14 protein-coding genes are annotated in these 23,977 nt (G+C 74.0%); 10 read left to right on the top strand and 4 right to left on the bottom strand.

Annotated features, from left to right (window positions below; all coding sequences use genetic code 11):
• Positions 1–103: 103 nt before the first annotated feature.
• Positions 104–1,117, bottom strand: a complete 1,014-nt coding sequence (locus ACSMXW_RS04800) for a phosphatase PAP2 family protein (protein WP_485804221.1) — start codon at positions 1,115–1,117, stop codon at positions 104–106.
• Positions 1,118–1,366: 249 nt separating this feature from the next.
• Complete coding sequence (locus ACSMXW_RS04795) at positions 1,367–2,551, bottom strand: glycosyltransferase family 39 protein (protein WP_485804220.1); 1,185 nt, start codon at positions 2,549–2,551, stop codon at positions 1,367–1,369.
• 494 nt (positions 2,552–3,045) lie between these two features.
• Between ACSMXW_RS04795 and ACSMXW_RS04790 the strand changes: the two genes are divergently transcribed.
• Positions 3,046–4,701, top strand: coding sequence for an MFS transporter (locus ACSMXW_RS04790; RefSeq protein ID WP_485804219.1), 1,656 nt, complete (start codon positions 3,046–3,048; stop codon positions 4,699–4,701).
• 385 nt (positions 4,702–5,086) lie between these two features.
• A complete protein-coding gene (locus tag ACSMXW_RS04785) occupies positions 5,087–6,277 on the top strand; it encodes an acyl-CoA dehydrogenase family protein (RefSeq protein WP_485804218.1) in 1,191 nt (396 codons plus the stop codon).
• A gap of 115 nt (positions 6,278–6,392) precedes the next feature.
• On the opposite strand, the gene ACSMXW_RS04780 is transcribed toward ACSMXW_RS04785, so the two are convergent.
• A complete protein-coding gene (locus ACSMXW_RS04780; RefSeq protein WP_485804217.1) occupies positions 6,393–6,836 on the bottom strand; it encodes a cell division protein SepF in 444 nt (147 codons plus the stop codon).
• A 1,485-nt stretch (positions 6,837–8,321) separates the two neighbouring features.
• On the opposite strand from ACSMXW_RS04780, the gene ACSMXW_RS04775 reads away from it, so the two are divergent.
• The 7 genes from ACSMXW_RS04775 to ACSMXW_RS04745 all read left to right on the top strand — a co-directional run bounded on the left by ACSMXW_RS04775 (position 8,322) and on the right by ACSMXW_RS04745 (position 21,757).
• Positions 8,322–10,139 (top strand): FAD/NAD(P)-binding protein, encoded by a 1,818-nt coding sequence (locus ACSMXW_RS04775; protein WP_485804216.1) that lies wholly within the window; start codon positions 8,322–8,324, stop codon positions 10,137–10,139.
• Positions 10,140–10,679: 540 nt separating this feature from the next.
• Entirely contained in the window at positions 10,680–11,780 is a 1,101-nt protein-coding gene (locus ACSMXW_RS04770; RefSeq protein ID WP_485804215.1) for an LLM class flavin-dependent oxidoreductase, read from the top strand.
• On the top strand, positions 11,777–13,240 hold the full coding sequence (locus ACSMXW_RS04765; RefSeq protein ID WP_485804214.1) for an LLM class flavin-dependent oxidoreductase: 1,464 nt from the start codon (positions 11,777–11,779) through the stop codon (positions 13,238–13,240). Before ACSMXW_RS04770 ends, ACSMXW_RS04765 begins: the two co-directional genes overlap by 4 nt.
• 712 nt (positions 13,241–13,952) lie before the next feature.
• Positions 13,953–14,843 (top strand): S1 family peptidase, encoded by an 891-nt coding sequence (locus ACSMXW_RS04760; protein ID WP_485804213.1) that lies wholly within the window; start codon positions 13,953–13,955, stop codon positions 14,841–14,843.
• Positions 14,844–15,303: 460 nt separating this feature from the next.
• Positions 15,304–16,386, top strand: coding sequence for a S1 family peptidase (locus ACSMXW_RS04755; RefSeq protein WP_485804212.1), 1,083 nt, complete (start codon positions 15,304–15,306; stop codon positions 16,384–16,386).
• A gap of 224 nt (positions 16,387–16,610) precedes the next feature.
• Positions 16,611–20,351, top strand: coding sequence for a DNA polymerase III subunit alpha (locus ACSMXW_RS04750; RefSeq protein ID WP_485804211.1), 3,741 nt, complete (start codon positions 16,611–16,613; stop codon positions 20,349–20,351).
• Between the two features lie 263 nt (positions 20,352–20,614).
• Positions 20,615–21,757, top strand: coding sequence for a DNA polymerase Y family protein (locus ACSMXW_RS04745; RefSeq protein WP_485807808.1), 1,143 nt, complete (start codon positions 20,615–20,617; stop codon positions 21,755–21,757).
• Positions 21,758–21,850: 93 nt separating this feature from the next.
• On the opposite strand, the gene ACSMXW_RS04740 is transcribed toward ACSMXW_RS04745, so the two are convergent.
• Positions 21,851–22,537: a response regulator gene (locus ACSMXW_RS04740; RefSeq protein WP_485804210.1), complete on the bottom strand. Its 687-nt coding sequence runs from the start codon at positions 22,535–22,537 to the stop codon at positions 21,851–21,853.
• A 209-nt stretch (positions 22,538–22,746) separates the two neighbouring features.
• On the opposite strand from ACSMXW_RS04740, the gene ACSMXW_RS04735 reads away from it, so the two are divergent.
• Positions 22,747–23,730 carry a Bug family tripartite tricarboxylate transporter substrate binding protein gene (locus ACSMXW_RS04735; RefSeq protein ID WP_485804209.1) on the top strand — a complete coding sequence of 328 codons (984 nt, stop codon included), beginning with the start codon at positions 22,747–22,749 and terminating at the stop codon, positions 23,728–23,730.
• Positions 23,731–23,977 lie beyond the last annotated feature (247 nt).

Here is a 23,977-nt window from a genome sequence, read left to right as displayed (position 1 = left end):
CACGCCCGCGGGCCGGGACCGGGCTGCTGCCCGGCGCCGGCCCGCGGGGTGTGCGGAGGGGAGGAGCCCGTGGCGGCCTGGCCGTGCCGCGGGCCCGCTCGCGTCAGGCCCCGGTCAGGGGCCGTGCCGCGGAGCGCGGCGGCCGGTGGTCCGTGTGCGGCGGACGTCGGCTGCCGACCGGAGTGACCGGCGTCCGCTCGGAGCGCGTGGTGTGCGGGCCCTGCGCCAGGTGGGCCGCGGTACGGCCCGGTCGCACCGCGCCCACCGGCTCGCGCGCCGGTGCCGCGTCGGCCTCCGTGACCTGCGGCGGCGGGAAGAGCGCGGGCGGGGCGGGGGCGGGCGCGGACGTGCCGGCGGCACGCCGGCTGCGCAGGGCGTCCCGGCGGGCCAGTATCCAGCTCTCGGAGCGGGCGATCAGCGGCTCGAACCACGGCAGTGCCAGCAGGACCAGCAGTCCCGCGGCCCAGCCGAGCAGCACATCGCTCAGCCAGTGCGTACCGAGGTAGACCGTGGTGAGGCCGACGCCCAGCGCCACCACCGCGGAGGTGGCGGACAGATAGCGGCGGGCCCGTGGAGTGGACGCCAGATACGCCAGGATGCCCCAGGTCACCACGGCGTTGGCGGTGTGCCCGGAAGGGAATATATCCCCGCCGAGCCACATCTCGTTGGAGCCCACCACGGTGGCGTAGTGCGGACCGAGGCGGCCCATGCCGAGCTTGGCCGCGCCCACGGTGGCGTTGAGCAGCAGCAGCGCCGCGCCCAGCGTCAGCAGCGGGCGGAGCGTGTGCTGCCGCCAGGAGCGCCAGCCCAGCCAGGCCGCCACCATCACCGCGGTCGGACCGCGCTGGCCCAGGACGACGTAGTAGTCCAGGAAGGCGTGCACCTGCGGCCACTGCTGGTACGGCCGGAAGAACATGACCTGCCAGTCGAAGCGGACCAGCCACGACGTGGTCACCACGGCCCACACGATGGCCAGGTAGAAGGCCAGGGTCGCGCTCAGGAGCACGACCCTGTGCCGGCTCATCCTCGGTACGTCGAGGTTGGCCGGTCGTTCCGGCTCACGGTCAAGACGGGCGAAGAGCCGGTCCAGACGGGTGAGGCATCGTTCGGTACGCACTCAATCGACGTTACAGCGAGTGAGCTGAAGAGCAGCTCGAAACCGCGGCTTTGTGATGACGATGTGATGTGGGATTGCTCTCAACTGGGTACTTATTCATAGCGTATTCGCATTGCCCGGAGCGGCTTCCCGTTTCATTGCCCCGATCCTTCTTATGGGTGCTTTATGGGCCGGGCCGAATTCCGTTCACCGGTTGCTCGTTCGGAGTTTCCCCGGCGCTCACCGGGCTCCGCGCGGCACCGGAAGCGGTCAGGGCGGCCCCGAACCGTTCAGCCAGAACGCCCCGTACACCGCCGAGCCCACCGCCACACACCCCAGCACCAGCGCCGACCTGCGCGGCCGCGCCCGGGCCAGGGCCACCGCGAGCGGCAGCAGCAGGGGGAAGGCGGGCATCAACAGCCGCGGCTTGGAGCCGAAGTAGCTGTGCGCACCCAGGGCGAGTGCCGCGACGACGCCGGAGTACACCAGCAGCGGCAGCGGCTGCCGGTCGCGGGCGCCCCGCACGTACAGCCACACCAGCAGCGCCACCCCCGCCAGCAGGCCGAGCCCCGCGAACACCGAGGGGAAGCCGGCCAGCCGTCCGGCCGCGAACCGGGCGAAGGCCACGCCCCCGTCGAAGCCGTTGCCCCATTGCGCCTGCACATCCAGGTAGCCGCCGATGCCCCGGCCCGTCCGGTGGCCCACCCACAGCACATAGCCCGCGGCGCCCAGCGGGGCCAGCAGCACTCCGAGGACCGTCCGCCAGGACCACCGCCGCTCCCGCACCGCGCACCAGGCCGCCACCCACACCGCGGCCGCCACGGCCATGCCCACCGGCCGGGTGAGCCCCGCCAGGCAGGCCAGGGCGCCGGCCGCGATCCAGCGCCGGGTCAGCATCGCGTACAGCGACCAGGCGGCCAGCGCCGTGAACAGCGACTCGCTGTACGCCATGGACTGCACGACGCCCACCGGCAGCACCGCCCACAGCAGCGCCGCACAGACCCCCGCCCGTCTGCCGTACAGCAGGTCGGCCACCGCGAAGACACCCCAGGCGGCGACGAGCGAGGCCAGCCACGACGTCACCAGGCCGGCGTCCGCGTACGACAGCGGGCCCACCGCCGCGCCCAGCCGCTCCAGCCAGGGCAGCAGGGGGAAGAACGCCAGGTCGGTGTGGACGGTGCCGTCCGGCAGCCGCACCCGCCAGCCGTAGCCGTAGGCCGCCACCCGCATGTACCAGAGCGAATCCCAGCGCGCCGAGAGCAACTGGTGCGCGCTCTTGCCCGCCGGAGCACTCCACAGCGCCAGCAGCGCAAGACCCAGCGCACGCACCGCGGCATACCCCAGCAGGGCGGGAGCGGCATGCCGCAGCGCGTCCGCCGCCCGCGACGGCAGGCGGCCCGCGTTCCGCAGGGCGCCGGCCCACGACGGCGGCGGACGATGATCAAGCTCGGTCACGTGCTCGATTATCACTGGTCACACGGAAGTGGCAGGCATGCTTCGCCGGCCGTGTTCACCTGTGCGGGTGTCGCGCGGGCCCGGGCACGGGCCGGTGCGGGGGTGCCGGAGTGCGCGTCGCCGGAGTGGTGCGGGGGTGCGGGAGTGCGCGTCGCCGGAGTGGTGCGCGGGTGCCGGGAGCGCGGGTCACCGGCGTGGCACGGGGCGCCGGAACGCGGGTCACCGGCGGGGTCCACGGGCGCCGGAGCGCGGGGCCGCGGGCGGGCGTGGCGGCGCGGGAACGGCCCAGGAGAGTGGCGTACGCCACACCATGTGCCGACATCGGAGGGGGGTGCACCACATGACTTCACCGGTATCTCGCGTACGCTGGCCGCTCACTCGCCTTTCCCGCGGGAGCCGCCGCGCCGGCCGAGAGCGCCGGCGCCCCCGCACCGAGGCCGCAGACGGCATCCGGCGGCCCCATCGGAGGCGAGGGTCATGTGGGAGGTACGTACATGTCCGGGACGACCACGGCCGCGGGGCACTCCGCGGGCGCCACCCGGCATCGCCACCGGCACCGTCCGGCCCACGCGGGCACGGGCCTCGGGACCAACCGGTGGCTCGTCCTCGTCGTGCTCTGCGCCAGCCTGCTGCTCGTCGCGGTGGACGCCACCGTGCTGCACGTGGCGGTGCCCGCGGTCAGCGAGGACCTCAGGCCCGGAGCCATGGAGCTCCTGTGGATCGTCGACGTCTACCCGCTCGTCTGCGCCTCGCTGCTGATCCTCTTCGGCACGCTCGGCGACCGTGTCGGCCGCAGACGGATCCTCCTGCTCGGCTATGCCCTCTTCGGCGTCGCCTCCGCGGTGGCGGCCTTCGCCGGCAGCGCCCAGGTGCTGATCGGGGCCCGGGCGCTGCTCGGCGTCGGCGGGGCGATGATCATGCCGGCGACGCTGTCGATCCTGCGGCAGGTCTTCCCCGACCGGCGTGAGCGGGCGCTCGCCATCGGCATCTGGAGCGCGGTCGCCGCGGTGGGCGCGGCCGTCGGACCGCTGCTCGGCGGCTTCCTGCTCGAGCACTTCTGGTGGGGTTCGGTCTTCCTGGTCAACATCCCGCTGATGCTGGTCAGCCTGCCCGTGGGGCGCTGGCTGCTGCCCGAGTCGACGGGGGACGGCAACGGTCCCTGGGACGTGCTCGGGGCGCTGATGGCCGCGGCCGGGCTGTTCGGCGTGGTGCTCGGCGTGAAGTGCCTGGGCAGCGGCGGCTCGCTCTTCGGACCGGAGACGCTGGTGCCGCTGCTGGCCGGCGCGGGGCTGCTCGTGGCCTTCGTGCGGCGCCAGCGGGGGCAGGCGCAGCCGCTGGTGGACCTGCGGATGTTCGCCCGGCCCGCGTTCACCACCTCCGTCGGCTGCATCGTGCTGGCGATGCTCGCCCTGGTCGGCCTGGAACTGATCGCCGCGCAGTACCTGCAACTGGTGCTGGGGCTCTCGCCGCTCGAGACGGGGCTGCGGCTGCTGCCGCTGACCGTCGCGGCGATGGCCGCGGGCCTGGCCGGCTCGAAGATGCTGCACCGGTTCGGGCCCCGGGCGATGGTCTCGTTCGGCTTCTGCGTCACCGCGGCGGCGGTGGGCGTCCTCACTCTGATGGGAGGGCACGACGACGCCCGGCTGATGCTCGGCGGCTTCGTGCTGCTCGGCTTCGGCCTGGAGACGACGCTGTTCGGCGCCTACGAGTCGATGCTCAACGAGGCGCCCTCGGCGCAGGCCGGCGGGGCGGCGGCGATCGGTGAGACGTCGTACCAGCTGGGGGCCGGGATGGGGATCGCACTGCTGGGCAGTGTGATGAACGCCGCGTACGCACCCGGACTCTCCGCGGTCCGCGGGGTGCCCCCCGCGGACCGGCGGGACGCGAGCCACTCGCTCGGCGAGGCGTACGAGGTATCCGGCCGGCTCGGCGGCCACGCCGGGGCCGCGCTGCGGCTCGCCGCCCGGACCTCGTTCCTGCACGGCCTCCATATGACGCTGCTGGTCAGCGCGGGCCTGCTGCTGCTCGGGGCGCTGGCGGCGCTGCGGCTGCCGCGGGTGATGGACTGCGGCGCGGCCGCCGGGGTGCCGACGCCCCGCGCCGGGGACCGCACGCACACCGCCCCGCCCGTGGGCAAGCCCCCGCGCTGACCCCGGTCCCCCGGGGTGCCGGTCGGTGCGGTCGTAGCGCCACGTCCCTGACCGCCGGCCGGCGGCGGGATGAGGTGCCCGCCGTCGCGGCGGAGAGTGATGGGGCGGTTTCGGTGGGTGCTTGCTGCCGGGTGTCCGGCCGGAGAGCCGGTCGTTGCGGTGGGTGATGGCCGCCGGTCCGCGCCGGGGTTGCCCGCCGTCGCCGCGGGGACAGGGGGCCAGGCCGGTCCGGCGGCCGCCGGACGGCGCCCCGCGGCGCGCAGAGGGGGCGCCGGGGGTCGCGGAGCGCCCGGAACGTGTGGTCGTCGCGTTGCGCGACGTGGGGTGCGGCCCGTACGGTCGGGGGCAAGCAGGTTAACGTTGCTAGTTTCTGCCGGAGCCAGCCATGCCCCCAGCACAGAAGCCCCCGCCGTTCGACCCGGAGGACCCTCTCGGGCTCGACGACCTGCTGACCGGTGAGGACCTGGCCATCCGCAAGACGGTCCGCGGCTGGGCCGCGGACCGCGTGCTGCCCCGGGTGGCCGGCTGGTACGAGGCCGGCGAGCTCCCCGAGGTCAGGGAACTCGCCCGTGAACTCGGCGCGCTCGGCGCCCTCGGCATGTCGCTGGAGGGCTACGGTTGCGCGGGCGCCAGCGCCGTCCAGTACGGTCTCGCCTGTCTGGAGCTGGAGGCCGCGGACTCCGGCATCCGCTCCCTGGTGTCCGTCCAGGGCTCCCTGGCCATGTACGCCATCCACCGCTTCGGCTCCGAGGAGCAGAAGCAGCACTGGCTGCCCCGGATGGCCACCGGCGAGGTCATCGGCTGCTTCGGCCTCACCGAACCCGACCACGGCTCCGACCCGGCCGCGATGCGCACCCACGCCCGCCGCGACGGCACGGACTGGGTGCTCAGCGGCCGCAAGATGTGGATCACCAACGGCTCGGTCGCAGGCGTCGCCGTCGTCTGGGCGCGCACCGACGACGGCGTGCGCGGGTTCCTCGTGCCCGCGGGCACCCCGGGCTTCTCCGCGCCCGAGATCAAGCACAAGTGGTCGCTGCGGGCCTCGGTCACCAGCGAACTCGTCCTCGACGACGTCCGGCTGCCCGCCGATGCGGTACTGCCCGGCGTCACCGGGTTGCGCGGCCCGCTCAGCTGCCTCGGCCACGCACGCTACGGCATCGTCTGGGGAGCCATGGGTGCCGCCCGGACCTGCTTCGAGACGGCCGTCGACTACGCGCGGAGCCGGGAGCAGTTCGGCCGGCCGATCGGGGGCTTCCAGCTGACCCAGGCCAAGCTGGCCGACATGGCGCTCGAACTGCACAAGGGGATCCTGCTCGCGCACCACCTCGGCCGCAGGATGGACGCCGGCCGGCTGCGGCCGGAGCAGGTCAGCTTCGGAAAGCTCAACAACACCCGGGAGGCCCTGGAGATCTGCCGCACCGCCAGGACCATCCTGGGGGCCAACGGGATCTCTCTCGAGTACCCCGTGATGCGGCACGCCACGAATCTGGAGTCGGTGCTCACGTACGAGGGCACCGTCGAGATGCATCAGCTCGTGCTGGGCAAGGCGCTCACCGGGCTCGACGCCTTCCGGTAGGCCACACCGTTCCGGCGAGCGGGACCGGGGGCCGGCGGGTGAGCAGGCGGTCGGAGGGGGGCCGGGGTGGGGCCGGCTGACCGGGGCGGCCGGTGCGCCGGCGAGCGGCCCTGCCTCAGCTCTGGTTGAAGAACCCGTCCGAGGGACGGGCGACGGACGCGCCGCTGACGATCTCGGTGTGGGCCGGGGTCAGCAGGAAGACACGGCTGGCCACCCGGTCGATGGAACCGCGCAGCCCGAAGATCAGCCCGGCGGCGAAGTCCACCACCCGCTTGGCGTCGGCCGGCTCCATCGCCGTGAGGTTCACGATGACCGGCACACCGTCCCGGAACAGCTCGCCGATGATCCGCGCGTCACGGAAGCTGTCCGGGGTGACCGTGCCGATCCGCTGGCCCTGCTCCTCGGCGGTGTCGCTCGCTACCCGTACCCGCGGGTCGGTGACCCAGGCGTCGGCCGCTCCCCGCTCGGAACCGTCTTCCTCGTAGCCGTCGTAGTAACGGTCGTCATCGTTGTCGTCGACGAGGCCAAGCCAGGCACTCGCCTTGCGCACCGATCCCATGGACGCCTCCTCTCACCGCGGTCATTCTCCGATCCGCTTCATCCCTATGGTTGTCCATGATGCGGATGCTGCGCCAAGGGGATAGTCGCCGCGCGGGGAATTCGTGACGGTACTGGTGCACACACATTCCCCCTTGGCGCCTTGATACTCAAGGCTCTTACGGTGCACGGCTGCTGACTGAGAGTGAAATAATATTCTTCGCGGCGTCCGGGTGACGCCCGGAGCGTCCGGGTGAACGTTGCAGGATCGGTACGATGCCGCAGGTCAGACAGGGGTGGTGACGGGACGTCGCCCCGTGGCGTCGCCATCCGGGGCGTCACCCCGTCACGGGCGGCGCATACGCGCAAAACGGGGCAGCGCGTTGTGCGGAGCGAAGGCGGCGTGGCGCCGACGCGTTACAGAGCGGAGACATTTCGGGGGGAGCGCGTGTTCGGAATAGTGCTGTCCCGTGACAGTCGGCCCGGCGAGCGGAGGACGGCGTGGGACTGGTCGGCCCGTCTCCGCGGCTCCGCGGTCCGTGTGCGACGCCGGGCGGGGAGCACGGGCGTCGCGCGCGCAAGTGTGACGGACTACGGCGGCCCGCCGGTGCCGTTCTGACGGGGACTCAGGCGGAGCACGGCTCGTCGAACGCGCTCGTCGGACGCCCCCCGCGCCGCGTGCCATGCCCCCGCGCAAGTGCCATGCCCCGCAAACCTTGGCGTGCGTTCTCCGGGGCTCGGCAGGTCAGCGCGGAGCATGACGCGCGGGGCATGCCTGCGGGGCATGCCTGCGGGGAGCCCGCCGCGGAGGAGGGGAGCGCGGCGGGCGAGGGGCTGGTGGTGCACCGGCGCCGGCGGCGCCGTACGTCACATACGGTGGCACCGGACCCGGAGGGGTGTGTGAAGACACGGCGGCAGTCGGCGCCCAGCGGGCGCCGGGGCCGCCGGGCGGTAGAGCGGGGAGGAACCGCGGCGGGCGAGGCGTACCCGCGCCCGAGGGGGAGAAGCCCGGCTCAGGCGGGGTGACCGGTCGGCTCGGCAGGTATCAGCAACACGACGCCGACCACACCCGACCGAAGTCGATGTGGGAGCGCGAGACCAGCCACGGCTGCGAATGCATGCGCTCAAGTGGAACAGGTATCCGGAGGGTCGTCAACCGAACATGAGACGGGCCGCTCAGAGTCTGGACAACCGTTGACAAGCCTTGCGACACACCGCGTAATCTTCTGCGGACGGACCGCTGCTGAGGGGCTCGGTGCCGTGCACGGCCCGTGTGAAGGCATGACCTTGCTGGATCCCTGTGTCCACGGAGCCTTCGCATGTCCTTGACCACTCTCACCCGTAGCACCCCACCGGCCGGGCATCACCCGACCGCCGGCGCGCCGCGGATCGTGCCCCGCCGCCCCGGCCGGTGGGCCGCCGCCCTCCCGTACGTGACCGCCCCCTCGGCCCCCAGCGCCGGGCGGTACCGGGCGGAACGGCACCTCGTACCCGGCTCGGAGCGCCGATGACGAGGAACTCACTGGTGATCGTGGGCGCCGGGCCGCGCGCCACGGGCATAGTGGAGCGCATCGCGGCCAACGCCCCCGAGCTGTACCCCGACCCGGCGGCCCCGCTCGACATCCACCTCGTCGACCCCTATCCGCCGGGCGCCGGCCGCATCTGGCGCAAGGACCAGTCCCCGCTGCTGTGGATGAACTCGCAGGCCGAGGACATCACGATGTTCACCGACGAGTCCGTGCACCTGGCCGGCCCGGTACGCACCGGGCCCACCCTGCACGAGTGGGCCGGGATCGACGGGCGCACCTTCGCCGACCGGCAACTGCAGGGCGCCTACCTGCGCTGGGTCTACGAGCAGGCGGTGGCCGCCCTGCCGGCCGGCATCACCGTCCACCACCACCCGCAACGCGCCCTGCGGATCGGCGGCCCGCGCAAGGGGCGCCAGCAGGTGTGGCTGGCGGGCGGCGGGCGCCCGCTCCTCGCCGACCTCGTCATCCTCGCCCTCGGCCACATGGACGCCGAACTCGACGACGAGCAGCGCGGACTCGCCGACCACGCGCGCCGCCACGGACTGGTCCACCTGCCGCCGGACTTCACCGCGGACAGCGACCTGTCCGCCCTCGCCCCCGGGGAACGCGTGCTGGTACGCGGCTTCGGCCTCGCCTTCGTCGACCTGATGGTGCTCCTCACCGAGGGCCGCGGCGGACGCTACGAGCAGCCCGGCGGCTTCGGCGGTGAACTGACGTACCACCCATCGGGCCGTGAGCCGGTGCTGTACGTCGGCTCGCGCCGCGGCGTGCCGTACCACTCCAAGATCGGCTACGGCCTGACGGGCGAACGGCCGCCGCTGCCGCGGTTCTTCGGGCCCGCCGAGGTCGAGGCACTGCGCGCCGGAGCCTGGGGAGCTCTGCGCGGCGGCCGGGAGGACAGGGGCGCGGAGTTCCGGCGGGTGGTCTGGCCGCTGGTCGCCAAGGAACTGGGCTTCGCCCACTACCACCGGCTGTTCACCGCCCACCCGGAGCGCACCGCGATGCCCTGGCGGGACTTCGAGAAGGCGTACGCGGACCTGGACCCGCACGGGCCCGGTCCCGCCGCGCTCGCGGCGTCCGCCGTGCCCGACCCCGCCGACCGGCTCGACCTGGCCGCGCTGGACCGGCCGCTGGCCGGGGTCGGGTATCCCTCGCAGGCGTCCTTCCAGGCCGGGCTGCGCCGCCACATCAGAGCCGACCTGACCCGCCGCCACGACCCCGCCCACGACGCCGACCTCGCCGTCTTCCTCGGTCTGCTCTCCGTGTACGGGCAGTTGATCCCGCTCGGCGACGTAGGGCGCTGGTGGCACGGGTTCTTCAGCTTCATGGCGTCCGGGCCGCCCGGGCCGCGCCTGGAGCAGATGCTCGCGCTGTCCCGTGCCGGAGTGGTGCGGTTCCTCGGCGCGGACATGGCCGTCCGCGCGGTGCCGGGCGGCTTCACGGCCACCAGCGCCACGGTGCCCGGGAGCGTGGCCGCCCGCGCCCTCGTCGAGGCACGGCTGCCGGACCCCGCGGCGGACCGGGCCGGCGACCCGCTGCTCAGGGCCCTGTACGCGGAGGGTGCCGCGGCCACCCCCGCGGGGCTGCTCGCCGTCGCCCCGGACGACCTGCGGATACTGGACCGGTCCGGTCGGCCGCACCCACGGCGGTTCGCCCTCGGCCCCTACACGGACGCCCACGGCCACGGGGCCTTCACCCGGCCGCGCACCAACGGCCCCGCGTTCCGGCAGAACGACGCCGTGGCCCGCACCGTGCTCGCCTTCCTGCGCGACCTGAGCTGTCCCACCGCCGCCTGACCGGCGGCCCCGAGGCGGTCCCGGCACCCCGGGACCGCGCCTGAGCGCACCCGCGTATGCCCCCTTCCCCCGGCACCGCCCGCAGCGAGGATCCCGAGGAACCCCCATGTCCCCGACCAGCGACCCACCCGTCGGCAAAGAGACATCGCCCGCCGGCGACCGCGCCGTCCGCGGCCGGGACGGCTACGGCGGCCCCCTGTGGCGCTGAGGGCCGTGTCCGTCCGGCCCCCTTCGCGGCGGGCCGCCGAGGCCGTCCGTGTCCGACGCCAGTTGCGGTGCGCCGCCGGCGCCGTGCCCGCCGTCCTCCCGGCGCGGTTCCCGCACGGCGTCGTCACCGACTCCGGGCGTCCGCCGCGCGCCGACGGCGCCCCGCCGGGCGGAGGAACGGCGCGCACGGGCGGGGAAGAGGCGCCCCCGGGCTGAAGAAGGACCCGCCGGGCCGAGGAGGGACCCGCCGGGCCGAGGAGGGACCCGCCGGGCCGAGGAGGGACCCGCCGGGCTGAAGAGGGACCCGCCGGCAGAAGAAAGGACGCACACCCGATGACCGCAACGACCGGCTGGGGACGGCTGCTGCACCTGGCCGCCGCCGTCGACAGCCCCGGAGTGTGGGACGTGGCCACCCCCGTGGCACTGACCCGGCTCGCCGAACGCGGCGTGCTCGACTTCGTGTCGCTCGGCGCCCCCTTCACGAGACCCGGTCTCGACGCGCTCATGGTGCTGGCCCGGGTCGCCCCCGCCACCGGACGCATCGGCCTGGTGGCAGCCGTGCCGACCACCCACACCGAGCCGTTCCACGTCCAGGCGGCGGTGGCCACCCTGGACTGGGTGAGCCGGGGCCGGGCCGGCTGGCAGGTCGAGGTGGCCGCGACCGGGGACGAGGCACGGCTGTTCGGCCGTGGGGCCGCCGCGCCCGCCGACCGGCTGTGGTCCGCCGACCGGCTCTGGCAGGAGGCGGGAGAGGCCGCCGACGTCGCGGGCCGGCTCTGGGACAGCTGGGAGGACGACGCGGAGATCCACTCCGCGGCCGACGGCCGCTTCCTCGACCGGGACAGGCTCCACCGCGTCGACTTCGCGGGCAGCGCCTTCTCCGTCAGGGGCCCCTCGACCGTGCCGCGCCCTCCGCAGGGCCGCCCCGTCGTGGTCGTCGACGCGACTGCTCCTGCCGCCCGCGAGACCGCGGCGCGGTACGCGGACGTGGCCCTGCTGGGCGTCGCCTCCCGCGCCGAGGCGGCGGCGCTGCGCACCGGGCTGCGGCAGGCCGCGGGCGCCCACGGCCGGGACCCGGACACCCTGCGGGTGCTGGCGTCCCTCGTGATCGACCTGGGCGGTGGCGAGCACGCCGCGGAGCGCGGCCACGGCGGCGGCGGACCACGGCCCAGCGCGCACGGACCGCTCTACCGGGGCGGGCCCGTCGACCTGGCGGAGCTGATCGCGGACTGGTACGCGGGCGGTGCCGCCGACGGCTTCCACCTCAGGCCCGTCGAGCCGGCCCGCGACCTGGAACGGCTGGTGAACGGCACGGTGGCGCTGCTTCAGCACCGCGGCCTGTTCCGCACCTTCTACCCGGGCGGCACGCTCAGGGACCACCTCGGCCTGGCGCGTCCCGCCAGCCGGTACGCACGCGCCGGGGGCACCGCATGACCGGCCCCGCACGGCGGCGGATCCACCTCGCCGCCCGGTTCCCGGGCGCCGGTGGCACCACCGTCTGGTCGGATCCCGGGTGCGGGTCCCTCGTCGGCTTCACGTCTTTCGCGGACCTCGCCCGCACCGCAGAGCGGGGGCTGTTCGACTTCTTCCTGGTGTCCGAGCCCGCGCTGCGCGAGCACCGGGGACGCATCCACGACCTGGACGCGGTGGGCAGCCCCGAGCCGCTCACGGTGCTGGCCGCGCTGGCCGCGGTCACCGAACGGATCGGGCTCGCCGCCTCGGCCGGCACCGCCTTCGACGAGCCCTACGGACTCGCCCGCCGCCTCGCCTCGCTGGATCACCTCAGCGGGGGCCGGGCGGCGTGGCACGTGCTCGTCTCGCCGGGCGCACGCGACGGCGAGAACTTCCGCCGCCGCGTCGGCCCTGACGGGTTCGCTCGCTCCGACGGATTCGCTGGCTCCGACGGATTCGCTCGCTCCGGCGGGTCCGCGCGCCCCGGCGCTCCCGGCTCCGTCCGGGCGGGAGGGGCCGCCCTGAGCCGTGCGGCCGAGTTCGTCGCGACCGCCCGCGAGTTGTGGGACTCCTGGACGCCGGACGGCAGGCGACGGCCGTTCGCTCACCGGGGGAGGCACTTCGACATCGCGGGGGAGTTCACCGTGCCCCGCTGCCCGCAGGGCCACCCGGTCGTCATCCAGTCCGCGGACTCGGCGGCGGAGCGCGAGTTCGCCGCGCGCGCCGCGGACGTGCTCGTCACCCGGCACGGCGCCCTGGACGCGGGGCTGCGGCTGTGCGCCGACGCCAAGGGCCGCCTCGCCCGGTACGGCAGGGTGCCGGGCGACCTCACGGTCATGCCGGCGGTGAGCTGTGTGCTGGGTGCCACCGGGGCGGAGGCGCAGGAGCGAGCCGCCGAGCTGCGGCGCCGGCAGGTCACCCCGCAGCGGGCGCTTGTCGCGCTGGAGCGGGTCTGGGGCAGGGACCTCTCCTCGCTCGACCCGGACGGTCCGCTCCCCGACGTCGACCCGGAGCCACTCGGGGCCCGGGACTCGGACCGGGGGTCCGGCCCGTGCCAGGGCCTGGGCGCCGACGCGGATCTGGTCGCCGACGCGGATCTGGTCGTCGACCCGGTCTCAGTGGCGCATAAGTGGCGTTCCCTCTCGCGGGAGAAGGGACTGTCCATCCGGGAGACGGTGATCGAGGCGACCGGCGGCCCGTCCTTCGTGGGGACTCCTCAGACGGTCGCGGCGGAGATGGACGCCTGTGTGCAGAGCGGCGCGTGCGACGGCTTCGTTCTGGTGCCGCATCTCGCGCCGGGCGGACTCGACGAGTTCGTGGGGCAGGTGGTGCCGCTGCTCCAGGAGCGGGGGGTGCACCGTACCGAGTACGGGGGCACGACCCTGCGGGCGCATCTCGGCCTGGCCGAGCCGGCGTCTGCCGGGCCCGGCACGGAGGGGTGACTTCCGGCCATCCGGTGGCCGATCCCACCGGTGCGCCCGCGCAGCGGCGCGGGGAACCGCGCGGCCGGCCCCGACGAGGCCGTCGGATCGCCACCGGCCCGAGGGGGCGGTCGCGGTCGTCACCGGTCCACCGGCCGGTGGTGGGTTGTGCGCGCAGTTCCCCGCGCCCCTTTGGTGGGCACCCTGGGCCGCAGGGGTTCCCGCCCTGGTGAGGATGCCGTGGGCTGCAAGGGTGCCCCCTGAGGGGCGCGGGGAACCGCGCGACCGGCCCTGACGAGGCCGTTGGACCAGATCCGACGGAACCGTCGGATCGCCGCCGGCCCGAGGGGGCGGTCGCGGTCGTCGCCGGACCACCGGCCGGTAACGGGTTCACCAGGAGACCCGCCACCCCCCGCTCCTGACGCCGTGTCCGAACCCGTATCCCGTGCTCACCCCGGAGGGAACCCCATTGGCCGCGTCCCCGTCACACGCACGACTGATCAAACAGAGCCCGGCGGCGCGCGGAAAAACGCAGGCAGGCCCCCGGGCCGGGCCGTCGTGCGCGCGCAGACGGCCGAAAGGCGCCCTTGTGCCGGACCCCCCACGAACAAATACTCCGATCAGCGCTTGTCAGGAGCACGGCGTGTTCGGAATCCGGACCGGCTGCCCTGGCTGCGCCTCACGGGCCCCGACCCCACGCGGGCCCCCGACTTCCCTCAGGAGGGAACGAGCTGTGAGGATCAAGCGCACCACCCCCCGCAGTGGTATCGCGAGACGGACACGGCTGATCGCCGTCGCAACCGGAATCGTGGCCGCAGCCGCCATCGCCGTCCCCGCGGCGAACGCCGACGAGGGCCGCACCTACAGTGCGTCCCAGCTGGCGGCGGTGAGCGACTCCGTTCTGAAGGCCGATGTGCCGGGCACCGCCTGGTCCGTCGACCCGACGACCAAGCAGGTCAACGTCACCGTTGACAGCAGGGTCACCGAGGCGGACATCGCCAAGATCCAGTCCGCCGCCGGCGCCAACGCGGGCGCCATCCACATCAAGCACACGCCGGGCACGTTCAAGCCCCTGCTGTCCGGTGGTGACACCATCCAGACCTCGCAGTGGCGCTGCTCGCTCGGCTTCAACGTCCGCAGCGGCACCACCTACTACTTCCTGACCGCGGGTCACTGCACCGACGGCGCCGGCACCTGGTACAACTCCTCCGGCAGCACGATCGGCAGCACCGCGGGCTCCAGCTTCCCGGGCAACGACTACGGCATCGTCAAGTACGCCTCCGGCGTGACGCACGACGGCACCGTGGGAAGCCAGGACATCACCAGCGCGGCCACCCCGTCCGTGGGTACGACGGTCTACCGTCGCGGCTCCACCACCGGCACCCACAGCGGCCGCGTGCTCGCCCTGAACGCCACCGTGAACTACGGTGCCGACGGCATCGTGAGCGGCCTGATCGACACCAACGTCTGCGCGGAGCCCGGTGACTCCGGCGGCCCGCTGTACGGCGGCACCACCGCCTACGGCCTCACCTCCGGCGGCAGCGGCAACTGCACCTCCGGCGGGGAGACCTTCTTCCAGCCGGTGACGGAGGCGCTGAACGCCTACGGGGTCTCGATCTACTGACCGGTCCTACACGGTCTGACCGATCTGCTTCATCTGTCTGATCTGCTTCACTGATACACCTTGGTTCCACGATGGGCCCCCGCTACGCGCGTTGCGTACGGGGGCCCATCTCTGTTTTGGACTCCTTCCGGGCCAAGTTGGCTCCATTGTTTGGCCACGGAGGGTCGATTTTCAGACAGGTACATGTATTGTCTCTCGGCAGACATACGGCCGACCGCGACGTTTGCAAGGGGAATCAACGTGGTGTGACCACGGTGGGTCAGCGGTTCGGGGGTGAGGTTTGCCCGCCGTTCGGCAGTCCTGAAGTCGACCTTGTGTGCCGACTGTGCCCATCGGAATAGTGGGTGTTACCCAGGGCGTGGACACGGCATTTTTGCCGTTTTTTGGTGCCATGCTCGAACGCCTTCCGGTTTCGGGGACCCCACATTCCCGGAACCGACCCCCCACAGGAGGACGTGAGTTGAACCACCGACGCATATCAGGGCGACGTGCCGCCATCGCCGGTGCGAGTGTCACCGCACTGGTGATCGCGGGAGTCTCCTTCCAGACTGCGAACGCAAGTACGGACACCCCCACTGCAACCCCGGACATCCTCACGGTGGCCAAGGCCGGAAAGCTCGCCTCGTCGCTCACCTCGGACCTCGGCAAGGACGCCGCCGGCAGCTACTACGACGCCAAGACCAAGAGCCTTGTCGTCAACGTCCTGAACGAGAGCGCCGCCCGTGCCGTGCAGACGGCCGGTGCCAAGGCCAAGATCGTCAAGTACTCCCTGGCCCAGCTGAAGAGCGCGGGCGACACCCTCAAGGCGCACAGCACCGCGGGCACCTCCTGGGTGGTCGACCCGACCACCAACAGGCTGGTCGTCACCGCGGACCGCACGGTCACGGGCGCCAAGCTGGACAAGCTCACCAAGACGGTGAAGGGCCTCGGCGGCACCACGGTCATCAAGCACACCAAGGGTGAGTTCAAGCCGTTCATCGCGGGCGGCGACGCCATCAGCGACCCCTCCATCGGCCGCTGCTCCCTCGGCTTCAACGTCGTCAAGGACGGCCAGCCGTACTTCATCACCGCGGGCCACTGCACCGAGGAGATCACGACGTGGTCGGACTCCGACGGCAACGTGATCGGGGAGAACGCCGACTCCGACTTCCCGGGCAATGACTTCGGCCTGGTGAAGTACACCGCGGACGTCGACCACCCGAGCGAGGTCAACCTCTACAACGGCAGCTCCCAGCCCATCACCAAGGCGGGTGACGCCACCGTCGGTGAGAAGGTCAAGCGCAGCGGCTCGACCACCCAGGTGCACGACGGCACGGTCACCGGCCTGAACGCCACGGTCGACTACGGCAACGGCGACGTCGTGGAGGGCCTGATCCAGACCGACGTGTGCGCCGAGCCGGGCGACAGCGGCGGCTCGCTCTTCGACGGCGAGACCGCGCTGGGCCTGACCTCCGGCGGCAGCGGCGACTGCACCTCCGGCGGGGAGACCTTCTTCCAGCCGGTGCCCGAGGCGCTGTCCACCTTCGGGGCCGAGATCGGCTGAACCGGCTGAGGCCTGCCGGGTGCGCCCGGCGGGTCCCGTCCCACCCTTGAAGGGGCCGGTCCGTCACCGACGGACCGGCCCTTGTCGCTGCCCTCCGCCGCTCTGACCTGCGGATGTCCCCATTCGCCCGGGTAGGGGACATCACTCCCGTCGGATCGTACGTACGTTCGAGATTGGTCTATGGTGGGGGCAGGGGGAGAGAGCGGATCGGATCGGAGGTGCGTGTGCCGGACTTCACGCATCTGCATGTCGCATCCGGTTTCTCCCAGCGGTACGGGGCCTCGCACCCGGAGCGGCTGGCCGAGCGCGCCGCGGAGCGGGGCATGGACGCCCTCGCCCTCACCGACCGGAACACCCTCGCGGGCGCGGTCCGCTTCGGCCGGGCGTGCGAGGCGGCGGGAGTGCGCCCGATCTTCGGGGTGGAGCTCGCGGTGGCCGACCAGGACCGCACGGAGCAGATCCGGCTGGGGCGGGACGACGCCTTGGGCGGCACGCTCCCGGCCGGTGCCCCCTCCGGTGCCCGCCCCCTCGGTCCTGGCCGGGCAGAGCGGGAGCGTTCGGAGCGCGGCGTGCGGCGCGCCCCGGTGCGGGGCGGCGCCTTCCTGGACGAGTCGGCGCCCCGGGTCACCTTTCTCGCCCGTGCGGGCGCCCTCGGCTGGAGCGAGCTGTGCCGGCTGGTCACCGCCGCGCACCGGGCCGGCGGCGACCCCGTCCTCGACTGGTCCGAACTGCCCGCCGAAGGCCTGACCGTGCTGCTCGGGCCCGCTTCCGACGTGGGCCGGGCCCTCGCCGCCGGCCGTCCCGACCGCGCCGCGCGCCTCCTTGGCCCCTGGCGGGAGATCTTCGGAGACGCACTGCGCCTGGAGGCCGTCTGGCACGGCCGGGACGGCACGGGCCCCGGCTCCCTGCGGCTCGCCGCCCGCACCGTCGCCCTCGCCGCCGAGCAGGGCGTGCGGCCCGTGCTGAGCAACGCCGTGCGTTACGCGGACCCGGGCATGGGACCGGTCGCGGACGTGCTCGACGCGGCCCGCCGCCTGGTCCCGATCGATCCCCGCAAGGAACTGGACAGCGGTGAGCGCTGGCTGAAGGACCCCGCCGGGATGCGGGCCGCCGCCGAGCGCGTCGTCACGGCCGCGGGCTACCGTCCCGAGGCCGCGCACCGCCTGCTCGAACAGACCCGTGCGGTGGCCGAGGAGTGCAGGGTCGACCCCGAGGCGGACCTCGGGGTCGGTTCCGTCCACTTCCCCGAACCCCGCCTCGTCGGCGCCGGCCGGCGCACCGCCCAGCGCGTGCTGGCCTCCCGCGCCGCCGCGGGCATGGTGCTGCGCGGCTACGACCGACGCCCCGACGCCCGCACCTACTGGGAGCGCATGCACCACGAGCTGGACATCATCGCCCACCACGGCTTCGCCTCGTACTTCCTCACCGTGGCGCAGGTCGTCGACGACGTCAGGGAGATGGGCATCCGGGTGGCCGCACGCGGCTCGGGCGCGGGCTCCCTCCTCAACCACCTGCTCGGAATCGCGAACGCCGACCCCGTCGAGCAGCACCTGCTGATGGAACGGTTCCTGTCCAAGCGGCGGGCCGTGCTGCCCGACATCGACGTCGACGTGGAGTCCGCGCGCCGCCTGGAGGTCTACCGCAGGATCATCGACCGGTTCGGCGCCGAGCGCGTGGCGACCGTCTCCATGCCCGAGACCTACCGGGTGCGCCATGCGATCCGCGACGTGGGCGCCGCGCTCTCGATGGACCCCGCGGACATCGACCGGATCGCCAAGTCCTTCCCGCACATCCGCGCCCGCGATGCCCGCGCCGCCCTGGCGGAGCTGCCCGAGCTGCGTGAGCTGGCCGAGGAGCAGCGCGCCGCCGCCGAGCGGCACCCGGACGGCGGCCCGGGCGGGGGGTACGGGCGGTTCTGGGACCTGGTGGAGGCGCTGGACGCGCTGCCCCGCGGGATCGCCATGCACCCGTGCGGGGTGCTCCTCTCGGACGCCTCGCTGCTCTCCCGCACCCCGGTGGTGCCGACCAGCGGCGAGGGCTTCCCGATGTCCCAGTTCGACAAGGACGACGTGGAGGAGCTGGGCCTGCTCAAGCTCGACGTCCTGGGTGTGCGGATGCAGTCGGCGATGGCGCACGCGGTCGCGGAGGTCGAGCGCACCACGGGGCAGCGGGTCGACCTGGATGCGGTGGCGGCCGAGGGCTCGGGCGGCAAAGGGGATGAAGAAACGTATCGCCTGATCCGTTCCGCCGAGACGCTGGGCTGCTTCCAGATCGAGTCGCCCGGCCAGCGGGACCTGGTCGGACGGCTGCAGCCCGCCACGTTCCACGACCTCGTCGTCGACATCTCGCTCTTCAGGCCGGGGCCGGTCGCGGCCGACATGGTCCGCCCGTTCATCGAGGCACGGCACGGCCGCGCCCCGGTCCGCTACCCGCACCGGGACCTGGCGGGGCCGCTGGAGGAGACCTACGGGGTGGTGGTCTTCCACGAGCAGATCATCGAGATGGTGCACATCATGACCGGCTGCGGCCGGGACGAGGCGGACCGGGTGCGGCGGGGGCTCTCCGACCCCGAGTCGCAGGGCAGGATCCGTGTGTGGTTCGCCGAGCAGGCGGCCGCGAAGGGGTACGACGCCGAGACCGTCGCCCGCACCTGGGAGATCGTCGAGGCCTTCGGCTCCTACGGCTTCTGCAAGGCGCACGCCGTCGCCTTCGCCGTGCCGACCTACCAGTCGGCCTGGCTGAAGACGCACCACCCGGCGGCCTTCTACGCGGGGCTGCTCACCCACGACCCCGGGATGTACCCGAAGCGGCTGCTGCTCGCGGACGCACGGCGGCGGGGGGTGCCGGTGCTACCCCTGGACGTGAACCACTCGGCGGTCGATCATCATATCGAACTGGTGTCTGATGGCGAGGGGTTGGGTGACCCTTCGGACGGTCCGCCGGAGGGCACTCCGGACGGTCCGCCGGAGCCGGGATCCGAGCGGTGGGGACTCAGGCTCGGGCTCAGCGATGTGCACGGCATCAGTGAGGCCGAGGCGGCGCGGATCGCGGCGGGCCGGCCGTACGCCTCACTGCTGGACTTCTGGGAACGCGCACGGCCCAGCAAGCCGGTCGCCGAACGGCTGGCGCAGGTCGGCGCGCTGGACGCATTCGGCGCCAACCGCCGCGACCTGCAACTCCACCTGGCCGAGCTGCACCGGGGTGCACGCGGGGGATACGGCGCGCAGCTCCCGCTCGCCGGCGGGCGGCGCACCGCGGGGGCGGGGCTGCCGGACCTGAGCGACGCGGAGCGGCTCAGCGCCGAGCTGGGCGTGCTCGGCATGGACGTCTCCCACCATCTGATGGACGACCACGCCGCGTTCCTCGACGAGCTCGGCGTGCTGCCCGCGCGGCGGCTGCAGTCCGCGCGGCACGGTGAGACGGTGCTGGTCGCGGGCGCGAAGGCGGCCACCCAGACACCGCCGATCCGGTCCGGCAAGCGGGTCATCTTCACGACGCTGGACGACGGCACCGGCCTGGTCGACCTCGCCTTCTTCGACGACGCCCACGCCGCCTGCGCCCACACCGTCTTCCACTCCTGGCTGCTGCTGGTGCGCGGCGTGGTGCAGCGCCGCGGGCCGCGCAGCCTCAGCGTGGTCGGTGCCGCGGCCTGGGACCTCGCCGAGCTGGTGGAACTGCGGGCGACGGGCGGGCTCGACGCGGTGGCCGCACGGCTGGCGGAGCCGGTGGAGCCCGTCGAGCAGGCGGAGCCGGCCGGTTCGGGCGGTTCGGGCGGTGAAGCCACCGAGGAGGGCGCCGGTGCGGACGAGGCGTCCGCGGACGGTACCGGCGGCGGTACCGGGGGGCGCCGCATCCGGATGGCCACCGGCTACGAGATGCACCCCTGGGCGGACCTCCGCCCGGCGGGGGAGGGCAACAGGCCGAGGAGGAAGCTCTGGCACCAGAGTCCGGGGAGCGCGGGATGAGGACGAACGCGGCGGAGCACCGTGCGCACGCCGCTCCGGGGCCACCGGAGGCGCCGGGGGCGCCGGGCATGCGGGGTGCGCGGGATACGGACGGTACGGCGGGTCCGGGCCCGGACGGTATGGCGGGCTCGGACGTGGACGGCATGGTGGGTTCGGACGTGGACGGCATGGTGGGTTCGGACGTGGACGGTATGGCGGGCTCGGGCGCGGACGGCATGGTGGGTTCGGACGTGGACGGTATGGCGGGCTCGGGCGCGGACGGTATGACAGGTTCGGGCGCGGAAGGTATGACAGGTTCGGGCGCGGACGGCATGGCGGGTCCGGGCGGCGGGGTGTGGCCGGACGGCGGGACGGGCCCGGGCGGTGGGCCGGAGGCGGGGGACGCGGTGGACGCGGGGAATGCGGGGAATGCGGGGAATGCGACGGAGGACGCCGCCGTGCTCTGCGTTCGGCTGGTGACACCGGAAGCCGGCGGTCTGTCCGAGCTGCTGGCGCTGCTCGGCGAGCTCACCCCCGTCGTCGAGGCGGTGCCGCCCGACGGTGCGCTCGCCGATCTGCGGGGCGCGGTCCGGTACTTCGGGCGGGACGCCGTGGAACTGGCCTCGGTGCTGCGCGTCCGCGCCCTCGCCCTGCACGGCGTGGACTGCACGATCGGCGTCGGCCCCGGCCCGATGGCGGCCAGGGCCGCGGCGCGCGCCGCCGCACCGGGCACCACCCTGGCCGTGCCCGGGGGACCTGACGCCGTCGCGGCCTTCCTCGCCGGCCGGCCCGTCACGGCCATCCCAGGAGTGGGCTCCGCGACCGCACGCACCCTGGGCGCGTACGGACTGCACACCGTGGGCAGCGTCGCCGCCGCACCGTTGCCCACCGTGCAGCGGCTCATCGGCGCGCGCGCCGGGCGCGAGTTGCACGAGAAGGCGCGGGGCGTGGACCGTACCCGGGTGGTGCCGAACGCCGCGGCACGGTCGATGACCGGCGAGCGCACCTTCGACCGCGACGAGCTCGACTTCTCCGTGCACCGGTGCGCCCTGGTCTCGCTCACCTCGGACCTGGGCGCCCGGCTGCGCGCCGAGGGCCAGGTGTGCCGCGCGCTCACGCTCACCGTGCGCTGCGCGGACCGTACGGGGCGTCCGATCACCCGTAGCCGGACGCTCCCCGAGCCCACCGCGCACTCACCGGCGCTCACCGCCGCCGCGTACCGGATGTACGAGGCGCTGGGCCTGCAACGGGCGCGGGTGCGCGGCCTGGCCCTGCGCGTGGAGGGCCTTGGGCCGGCCGGCCGCGCCGCCCGTCAGCTCTCCCTCGACCCCGCCGACGACCGGGCCCGCCGCCTGGAACGGGCCGCGGACCGCGCCCGTGCCCGCTTCGGCCCGTCCGCGGTCGTTCCGGGAACCCTGGCGGCATGACTCCCCTCCGGGTGCGCGACCGGCCACGACGAGACGGTCAGGTCGTCACCGGCCCGCAGGGCCGGGCGCTGCCGCGCACGGGGACGATGGGCGTCAGCCCACCCAGCGATACCGTCGCTCCGGGCGACCCGTACCGCCGTACCGGAGCGTCACCTCCGCCCGGCCCGTGTCCGCGAAGTACTCCAGGTACCGGCGCGCGCTGACCCGGGACAGGGCGCCCGCCTCGGCGCACTCCGAGGCGGACAGGCCCGCCGGATGGTCCCGCAGGATGCGCTCCACCAGGTCGGCGGTGTGCGCGGCAAGCCCCTTCGGCAGGCCCCGTGAGCCGGGCGGGCGGGGCCCGAAGATCTGGTCCACGTCCTCCTGGCGCGCCTCGCCCAGGCCGTCGAGCCGTGCCCGCAGCGCGGCCACGTGCCGCACCTGCTCCTGGAGCGCGGCCTGGTTGAACGGCTTGATCAGGTAGTGCAGCGCGCCCGCGCGCAACGCGGCCCGCACCTTGTCCGCGTCCCGTGCCGCCGTGATGAACAGCGCGTCCACCGGCGGCCGCGACGGATCGCGTTCCTCGGCCGCCCGCAGCTCCCGCAGCACCTGGATGCCGTCCATGTCGGGCAGGTACACATCGAGCAGCAGCAGATCGGGCCGGAGCCGCTCCACCGCGCGCAGCGCCTGGGCCCCGCTGTGCGCCACCCCGACCACCGTGCAGCCGCCCACGGCGGACACATAACGGCCGTGCAGCTTGGCGACCATGAAATCGTCGTCCACGACCAGCACTTTCGTCATCGCCGTCAGGCTAGGGCGCGACCACAACGACCACAACATTCCTTGCTTGCGGAAGAGAGACAGCGTGTTGACGCGCGGGCAACATGTGGGCCACCTCACCCATGACCGCCCCGGCCCGCCCCGCGGGCGCCGCCCGGCCCCGCGGGACCGGCCCCGCCGCCCGGGACCCGGTGCCGGAGCGGCCGACCGACCGACAGGTGGTGGCACACGTGCGCCTGCGTACCCTGCTCGCCGTCCTGGGGGCCGCCGTGCTGGTGCTGGTGGCACCGCCGCTGCTCACCACGGGCAGCGGCGCCGCGACCGGCACCCAGATCCCCGGACTGCGCTTCATGGTCCCCAACACCCCCGGCGGAGGCTACGACATCACCGCCCGCACCGCGGCCAAGGACGCCGAGGACGCCGGGCTCACCCACACCATCGAGGTGTACAACCTGCCCGGCGCCGGTGGCACCGTCGGCCTCACGCGGCTGGTCGGCGAACGCGGCAACGGCAAGCTGGCCATGTCGATGGGCCTCGGCGTGGTCGGCGCGGCCCGCTCCAACCACACGCCCGCCACCCTCGCCGACACCACCCCGATCGCCCGGCTCACCGAGGAGCAGGACGTCGTCGTGGTCGCCGGGAACTCCCCGTACAAGAACGTCCGGCAGCTCGCCGACGCCTGGCGGCGGAACCCCGGCAAGGTACCCGCGGGCGGCGGCTCCTCGCCCGGCGGCCCCGACCACCTGGCCACCATGCTCATGGCGGACGCGGCCGGGATCGCCCCGAAGCGGGTCAACTACATCCCGTACGACGGCGGCGGCGAACTGATGGCCTCCATCCTCGGCAAGAAGGTCGCCTTCGGCGTCACCGGCGTGAGCGAGGTGCTGGACCAGGTCCGTTCGGGGCAGCTCCGGCTGCTCGCCACCACCGGCGCCGAGCGGGTCCCCGAACTGCACGGGCCCACCCTCAAGGAGGCCGGATTCGACGTGGACTTCACCAACTGGCGCGGCATCGTCGCCCCGCCGGGCCTCTCCGGCTCCCAGCGCACCAGGCTCACCCGCCTCGTCGAGCGACTCCACGCCTCGAAGGAGTGGCAGGACTCCCTCAAGAAGAACGGCTGGGACGACGCCTTTCTCACCGGTGACAGGTTCGGCGCGTTCCTGGCCGCCCAGGACAAGCGCGTGGTGTCGGTACTGAAGGAGCTGGGACTGTGACCGCGAAGCCCACCGGAGCGCACACGGACGACCCCGGCCGGCCCGTGCAGCCCAAGACGCTCCGGCAGGCCGGCCCCCCGCCCCAGGGGACCGCGGACCGCCCCACCGCCGCGCCCGCCGGCACCGGGGGGCCCGGGGAACCCGCCGGCGCCCCGGACTCGGCCGGCACCCCCGATCCGGCCGGCACCCCCGGCTCGGACGGCACCCCCGGCTCGGACGGCCCCGGCGGCACCGCGGAAGGGGACGC

It is taken from the genome of Streptomyces sp. DSM 116793 (assembly GCF_057320905.1).
The sequence above is the reverse complement of the archived record's forward strand: the minus strand, read 5'-3'. Positions and strand labels throughout refer to the sequence as shown.

Coding starts and splice junctions, on each gene's coding strand:
- ACSMXW_RS04790 (WP_485804219.1), top strand. CDS start 3,046: ATGTCCGGGACGACCACGGCCGCGGGGCACTCCGCGGGCGCCACCCGG.
- ACSMXW_RS04785 (WP_485804218.1), top strand. CDS start 5,087: ATGCCCCCAGCACAGAAGCCCCCGCCGTTCGACCCGGAGGACCCTCTC.
- ACSMXW_RS04780 (WP_485804217.1), bottom strand. CDS start 6,836: ATGGGATCGGTGCGCAAGGCGAGTGCCTGGCTTGGCCTCGTCGACGAC.
- ACSMXW_RS04775 (WP_485804216.1), top strand. CDS start 8,322: ATGACGAGGAACTCACTGGTGATCGTGGGCGCCGGGCCGCGCGCCACG.
- ACSMXW_RS04770 (WP_485804215.1), top strand. CDS start 10,680: ATGACCGCAACGACCGGCTGGGGACGGCTGCTGCACCTGGCCGCCGCC.
- ACSMXW_RS04765 (WP_485804214.1), top strand. CDS start 11,777: ATGACCGGCCCCGCACGGCGGCGGATCCACCTCGCCGCCCGGTTCCCG.
- ACSMXW_RS04745 (WP_485807808.1), top strand. CDS start 20,615: ATGACAGGTTCGGGCGCGGAAGGTATGACAGGTTCGGGCGCGGACGGC.
- ACSMXW_RS04740 (WP_485804210.1), bottom strand. CDS start 22,537: ATGACGAAAGTGCTGGTCGTGGACGACGATTTCATGGTCGCCAAGCTG.